The sequence below is a fragment of the Streptomyces sp. NPDC051020 genome, from assembly GCF_040683105.1.
Taxonomy (GTDB): domain Bacteria; phylum Actinomycetota; class Actinomycetes; order Streptomycetales; family Streptomycetaceae; genus Streptomyces.
Window position 1 is genome coordinate 1 of record NZ_JBFBCG010000173.1, and the last position, 5,344, is coordinate 5,344.

The following is a 5,344-nucleotide window of genomic DNA, read 5'->3' on the forward strand; positions in this document are numbered from 1 at the left end:
AGGATCGGCCCGAAGATCTCCTCCTGCATGACCGGCTCGTCCGGCCGCACGTCCCGCAGCACGGTCGGGGCGATGTACTTCTCGGCCCGGTCGTGCTCTCCGCCGAGCGCAGTGCGGCCCGAGTCGATCAGACCCATCAGGCGCTGGAAATGGCGGTCGTTGACGATACGCCCGTAGTTGTCGGCCGCCTTCGGGTCGGCGCCGTAGATCTGCTCCACGGCCTTGGCCAGGGCCTCGGTCAGGGCGTCAGCGGTCTCGGGGTCGGTGAGGACGTAGTCGGGGGCGATGCAGATCTGGCCGGCGTTGTTGAACTTGGTGGCCGCCAGCCGGGCGGCGACCGTGTCGATGTCGGCGTCGCGGTCGATGAAGACCGGTGACTTCCCGCCGAGTTCGAGGGTGACGGGGGTGAGGTGCTCGGCGGCGGCGCGCATCACGATCCGGCCCACGACGCCGTTCCCGGTGTAGAAGATGTGGTCGAACGGCTGGCTCAGCAGGGATGTCGTCTGCTCCACACCGCCCTCGACCACGGCCACGGCGTCGGTGTCGAGGTAAGCCGGCACCAGTCGGCCCAGCAGTTCGGAGGTCTGTTCGGCCAGCTCGGAGGGCTTGAGGACCACCGCGTTGCCCGCTGCCAGCGCACTGGCCACCGGGACCAGCAGCAGGTAGATGGGGAAGTTCCAGGGCGAGATGACCAGGGCGACGCCGAGCGGGTCGAGCCGGGTGTGAGCCGTACTGCCTTCCGGCAGATAGGGGACGGCGACATCGGCCGGCTGCGGGGCGAGCCACTCCTCCAGGTGCTCCAGGTAGTCGTCGATCTCCAGGACCGTGGTGCCGATCTCGTCGGAGTCCACCGCGGCAGGGTCCTTGCGCAGATCCGCCCACAGGGCGTCGGCTATGGCGTCGCGGTTCTCGGTCAGCAGCGCCCGCAGCCGGGTGAGCTGCTCCACCCGCCACGCCAGAGGCTTGGTACGCCCGTCGGCGAAGGTCCGCCTCAGCCGCTCCAGCAGTGCGGCAGCGTCGTCGGAGGAGAAGGCGGGGTACGTAGTCATGATGCTGTTCCATTTCTGTGAGAAGGGGCCGGATCTGAACAGGGCCGGCGCCTGAGAGGGGAGATGTGTCAGTGGATGAGCGACCGCCTGGGGTTCCGGCGTGCTCGGAGGCTCAGACGGAACGTCGGCATCGATGCGACGCCGTCGTCTCCGTTCGCCGGGAGTGTCAGGCGGTGGTGTCGAGGACGACGCGGAACCGGGCCTGGCCGGACATCATGCGCTCGTAGGCGGCGGGCGCCTGCGCCAGCGGCATCACCTCGATCAGGTCCTCCTTCGTCCTGAGTCTTTGAATATGGCCGGTCACTTTCATCGGGTCGAAAGATGTGCCCGCAACGAAACGCCCGGCAGCGACGGCACAAGCCGTGCGACTGCCATCCATGCCGGGTCAGCGCCGGGACAACGCCCGCTCGCCGGTCCGGGTCACGCGGGGCTCCCTCCCGGGCGGGCCCGGAGGTTATGCCGCGGCCCTGGAGTCAGGACTCGGCCTTCTTGCGGGCCCGGTAGGCGGCCACATTGGTTTTGTTGCCGCACATCTCGTAGGAGTGCCACCGCTGGGTGCGGCTGCGCGTAGTGTCGTAAAAGGCATGGTGACATGACTTGTTGTCGCATATACGGATACGGGACCACTTGTCGGCTGCCATGAGGGCGGCCACCGCGCGGGTGATGCTGCCGACAACCGGGTCACCCCCCACCTGCCGCAGTCGCACCTCCCCCGGTCCCGAGAAGTCCTGGCGCAGGGTGATCGAGGATGCGTACTCGTTGAACTCGGCCAGGCGGACGTCCGCTTCCGATTCACTCTGCGGCCAAACCATCCCCAGGAGGGCCGTGCGCAGCCCGCGGAGCGCATCGATGCGCTCCGATGCCGGCGCCGCCGTTTCCGGCGGGCCGAAGGGACCCAGGATCACTCCGGCCGTCTCGGCGTTGTCGAGCTGGTCGGGAAACATGCCTCCCGCCCCGTGCGGCCGGGAGTTGAGCAGATTCACGATCATCGTGGCCTCTGAGGGGACCCGGGGCGCAGGGTGCGTTCGTTCGTCTGTGGCCATGTCCCACACCGTAGCACATGGTCTAACTTCTGAAGCCTTTTACATGTCTCGGCCGCGCGTGCTAGAAATGAAAGCGCCAAGACGAAAACGGCCATTACGGCGGGTGTCTACGAGGCATGAGGCGACGCGTCTGAGCGGTGCTGAACGAGGTATCGGGAGCACCTTCGATGCATGCGACCTCACGGTGCACGACCCGGGCACCGCCCCTGAAAACCTGAGAGGGACAAGGAAATGAGCGAGATCAAGACCCAGTTCCGCACGATCGACGGACTGTCCATCCGATACGCCCAGAGCGAGACGCCCCACGAGCGCCAGGCCCTTCTGTTGAGCCCGTGGCCGGAGAGCCTCTACAGCTACGACGCCACCTGGGCGCGACTGGCCCAGCACGCCCACCTGACCGCCGTGGACCTGCCCGGGTTCGGGCACTCCGAGCTGCGGGAGGACCTGATGTCCCCCGCCGCGATGGGCGAATTCATCGTGAAGATCGCCGACGCCTTCGGCCTGGAGAAGCCCCACGCCGTCGGCCCGGACGTCGGCACCGCGGCCTCCCTGTTCGCCGCCGCCCAGCACCCGGACAGGTTCCAGAGCCTGGTCGTGGGCACCGGCGGAACCTCGGTCCCGCTGGCCCTGGGCAGCCCCCTGAGAGAGTGGGTGCTCGATGAGGACCTCACCCCCTACCGGGCCTACCCCCCCAAGGCCGCCGTGACGGCGGCACTGCAGACCATCCAGGGCTACGAGCTGCCGGAGGTCGTCCGCGAGGACTACCTGGCCTCGTACGTCGGCCAGCGCTTCGTCGACCAGATGGCCTACGTCCGCGCCTACCCCACCGAACTGCCGGTCCTCGCCGAACTGCTGACGGACATCCAGACGCCGGTCCAGATCGCCACCGCCCGCCACGACGCGGTGGTTCCGCCGGAGAACGCGGAGTTCCTGCATAAGTACCTGCCGAACAGCAAGCTCGACATCATCGACGCCAGTCACTTCGTCTGGGAGGAAGCCCCGGCCGAGTACGCCGAGGTCGTCACCAGCTGGTGGAACGCGAACTGACGCTTTCGGACACTGCCCAGGCTCCCCCGCGAGGCCGAGGCTTGACAGTCTAAGGCGACTGGTCATATTAACCTCGCGGCGGGAGCCGACGGCAGAGCCGAACACCACCTGACGACATCGCGACTCCGATGTAAGGAGCAGGTATGACAATCCTGCGTTTCCATCTGAACTCGTCACTGACCCCGTCGGAGGTCATGCGGGTACTGACCGACTTCAGCCCCGCCCGCGCCGAGACATGGCCCACCATTGACGCGGAGCACTTCCGGGTCCACCAGCTCGGGGACATCTGGGCCGAGGTGACCGAAGGAACGGCCGACGCCTGGGAACGCGCCCGCTACGAATGGGACCCCGAGGACAACACCGTCGTTGTCATCACGCGCGACTCAAAGGTCTTCGGGCCGGGCGGCGGCTGGGTGTTCCGAATGACCCCCCAGGACACCGGCACCCGCGTCGACATCGAACTGGAACGGCACCCCTCGACACTCAAGAGCAGGATGCTGGCCTGCATCCTCCCCTTCGCCGCACCCGTGTTCCGCAAGTCCTTCAAGGCGCCCCTCAAAGGCGTCTGACCCCTCGGACAGTCGCGATCACATCACAGGAAAGGCATGGGGGCACACGATGAACACCTTGCTCAACGAAGTCCTTGAGGCCCACGGCGGCATGGACCGCCGGCGGCAGCTCAGCTCCGCACGCGCGACACTCGTCAGCGGTGGCGATCTCTTCGCGCTCAAGGGCCTCCCCCAGGACCCGACGCCCCGCGAGATGACCGTGCGCCTGCACGAGGAGCACGCCTCGGTCGCCCCGTTCGGCGCCCCCGACCAGCGGACCGGCTTCACCGCGGACCGGGTCGCCATCGAGCGAACCGACGACAGTGTCGTCGCCGAACGCGCCCACCCGCGCACCTCGTTCGACGGCCACGTCCTGGAGACACCCTGGGACCCCCTGGACCGGGCATACTTCAACGGATACGCCCTGTGGACCTACCTCACCACGCCGTTCCTGCTCGCGATGCCCGGCTTCGACGTCGAGGAGATCGAGCCCTGGCAGGAGGACGGTGAGGAGTGGCGCGGCCTGCGCGCGACCTTCCCCGACACGACAGCCAGTCACAGCACCCGGCAGGACTTCTACTTCGGCCCGGACCGGCTGCTGCGCCGCCACGACTACCACGTCGACATCGCCGGCGGTTTCGCCGCCGCGCAGTACGTCTACGACATCACCGAGGCCGACGGCATCCTCCTGCCCACCCGGCGCCGCGCGTACCGCCGGGACGACGACCTGCGCGCGATCCGCACCCAGGTCATGGTGTCCATCGACCTCAGCGACATCCGGTTCTCCTGAAACCCGCTTGAGCCGTTGGCCGCCCAAGGCTCCTGACCGGTGAGCCTTGACGACTTTAAGACGACCGGTCATCTCATCGCCCGAACATGGCCACATCCGAAGGAGTTTCCCCGTGACTGAGAAGACCGCCACCCGCCGCCCCCGCAACTCCGTTCTCGCCCTGGGCACGGCAGCGGCAGGAGCGACGGCACTGGCGCTGGCCCTCACGGTTCCGGCGGCTGCCACGTCGCAGAGCCCGGCCCCCAAGCCCACCGTCGTCCTCGTGCACGGCGCATTCGTGGACGCCTCCAGCTGGAGCGGCGTTATCGGCCGGCTCCAGAGCGACGGCTACCAGGTGGTGGCACCGGCCAACCCGCTGCGCGGACTCGCGAGCGACGCCACCTACCTCCGCAGCGTCCTGAAGACCATCGACGGACCCATCGTCCTCGCCGGGCACTCCTACGGCGGTTCCGTGATCAGCCAGGCCGCCGCCGGCAACAGCAAGGTCAAGGCCCTCGTCTACGTCGCCGCCTTCACCCCCGACCGGGGCGAAAGCGTGACCTCCGTGAACAGCAACTTCCCGCCGGCCGACCTGAACAACGCTCTGGTCCCCGCGTCCTACCCGCTGCCCGATGGCGGCACGGGCACCGAACTGTACGTCCAGGCCGACAAGTTCCACGAGGTCGTCGCGGCCGACGCACCGGAGTCGGTGGCCAACGTCGCCGCCGCCGCCCAGCGTCCCGCCGCCGAGAACATCTTCACCGACAAGGCGACCGAGGCCGCCTGGAAGACCATCCCCTCCTGGGACGTGATCGCCACCCAGGACCACGCCATCAACCCGGACGCGCAGAAGTTCATGGCCAAGCGCGCCCACGCCCGCATCACCGA

General features: G+C 68.0%; 7 protein-coding genes. 4 read left to right on the top strand and 3 right to left on the bottom strand.

Going from position 1 to position 5,344, the window contains the following annotated elements; translation table 11 throughout:
- The 3 genes from AB0N06_RS37925 to AB0N06_RS37935 form a co-directional block, all read right to left on the bottom strand.
- Positions 1 to 1,049, bottom strand: a 1,049-nt coding sequence (locus AB0N06_RS37925; RefSeq protein WP_366139232.1) for an aldehyde dehydrogenase family protein, incomplete at its 3' end; no start/stop codon positions are given.
- Between the two features lie 166 nt (positions 1,050 to 1,215).
- Complete coding sequence (locus tag AB0N06_RS37930; RefSeq protein ID WP_366139233.1) at positions 1,216 to 1,359, bottom strand: hypothetical protein; 144 nt, start codon at positions 1,357 to 1,359, stop codon at positions 1,216 to 1,218.
- Between the two features lie 163 nt (positions 1,360 to 1,522).
- Entirely contained in the window at positions 1,523 to 2,092 is a 570-nt protein-coding gene (locus AB0N06_RS37935) for a CGNR zinc finger domain-containing protein (RefSeq protein ID WP_366139234.1), read from the bottom strand.
- Between the two features lie 231 nt (positions 2,093 to 2,323).
- Between AB0N06_RS37935 and AB0N06_RS37940 the strand changes: the two genes are divergently transcribed.
- The 4 genes from AB0N06_RS37940 to AB0N06_RS37955 form a co-directional block, all read left to right on the top strand.
- Positions 2,324 to 3,139, top strand: coding sequence for an alpha/beta hydrolase (locus AB0N06_RS37940; protein ID WP_366139235.1), 816 nt, complete (start codon positions 2,324 to 2,326; stop codon positions 3,137 to 3,139).
- A 143-nt stretch (positions 3,140 to 3,282) separates the two neighbouring features.
- Entirely contained in the window at positions 3,283 to 3,708 is a 426-nt protein-coding gene (locus tag AB0N06_RS37945) for a hypothetical protein (protein WP_366139237.1), read from the top strand.
- 49 nt (positions 3,709 to 3,757) lie between these two features.
- The gene (locus AB0N06_RS37950) at positions 3,758 to 4,477 is read left to right on the top strand and encodes a hypothetical protein (RefSeq protein WP_366139238.1); all 720 of its coding nucleotides are present in this window, start codon (positions 3,758 to 3,760) and stop codon (positions 4,475 to 4,477) included.
- 112 nt (positions 4,478 to 4,589) lie between these two features.
- The coding region (locus AB0N06_RS37955; protein WP_366139239.1) for an alpha/beta hydrolase at positions 4,590 to 5,344 on the top strand (755 nt) is incomplete at its 3' end.

What these genes read in the sequence shown, in the direction of transcription:
- AB0N06_RS37935 (WP_366139234.1), bottom strand. Translation starts at nt 2,092, where the DNA reads ATGGCCACAGACGAACGAACGCACCCTGCGCCCCGGGTCCCCTCAGAG.
- AB0N06_RS37945 (WP_366139237.1), top strand. Translation starts at nt 3,283, where the DNA reads ATGACAATCCTGCGTTTCCATCTGAACTCGTCACTGACCCCGTCGGAG.
- AB0N06_RS37930 (WP_366139233.1), bottom strand. Translation starts at nt 1,359, where the DNA reads ATGAAAGTGACCGGCCATATTCAAAGACTCAGGACGAAGGAGGACCTG.
- AB0N06_RS37940 (WP_366139235.1), top strand. Translation starts at nt 2,324, where the DNA reads ATGAGCGAGATCAAGACCCAGTTCCGCACGATCGACGGACTGTCCATC.
- AB0N06_RS37950 (WP_366139238.1), top strand. Translation starts at nt 3,758, where the DNA reads ATGAACACCTTGCTCAACGAAGTCCTTGAGGCCCACGGCGGCATGGAC.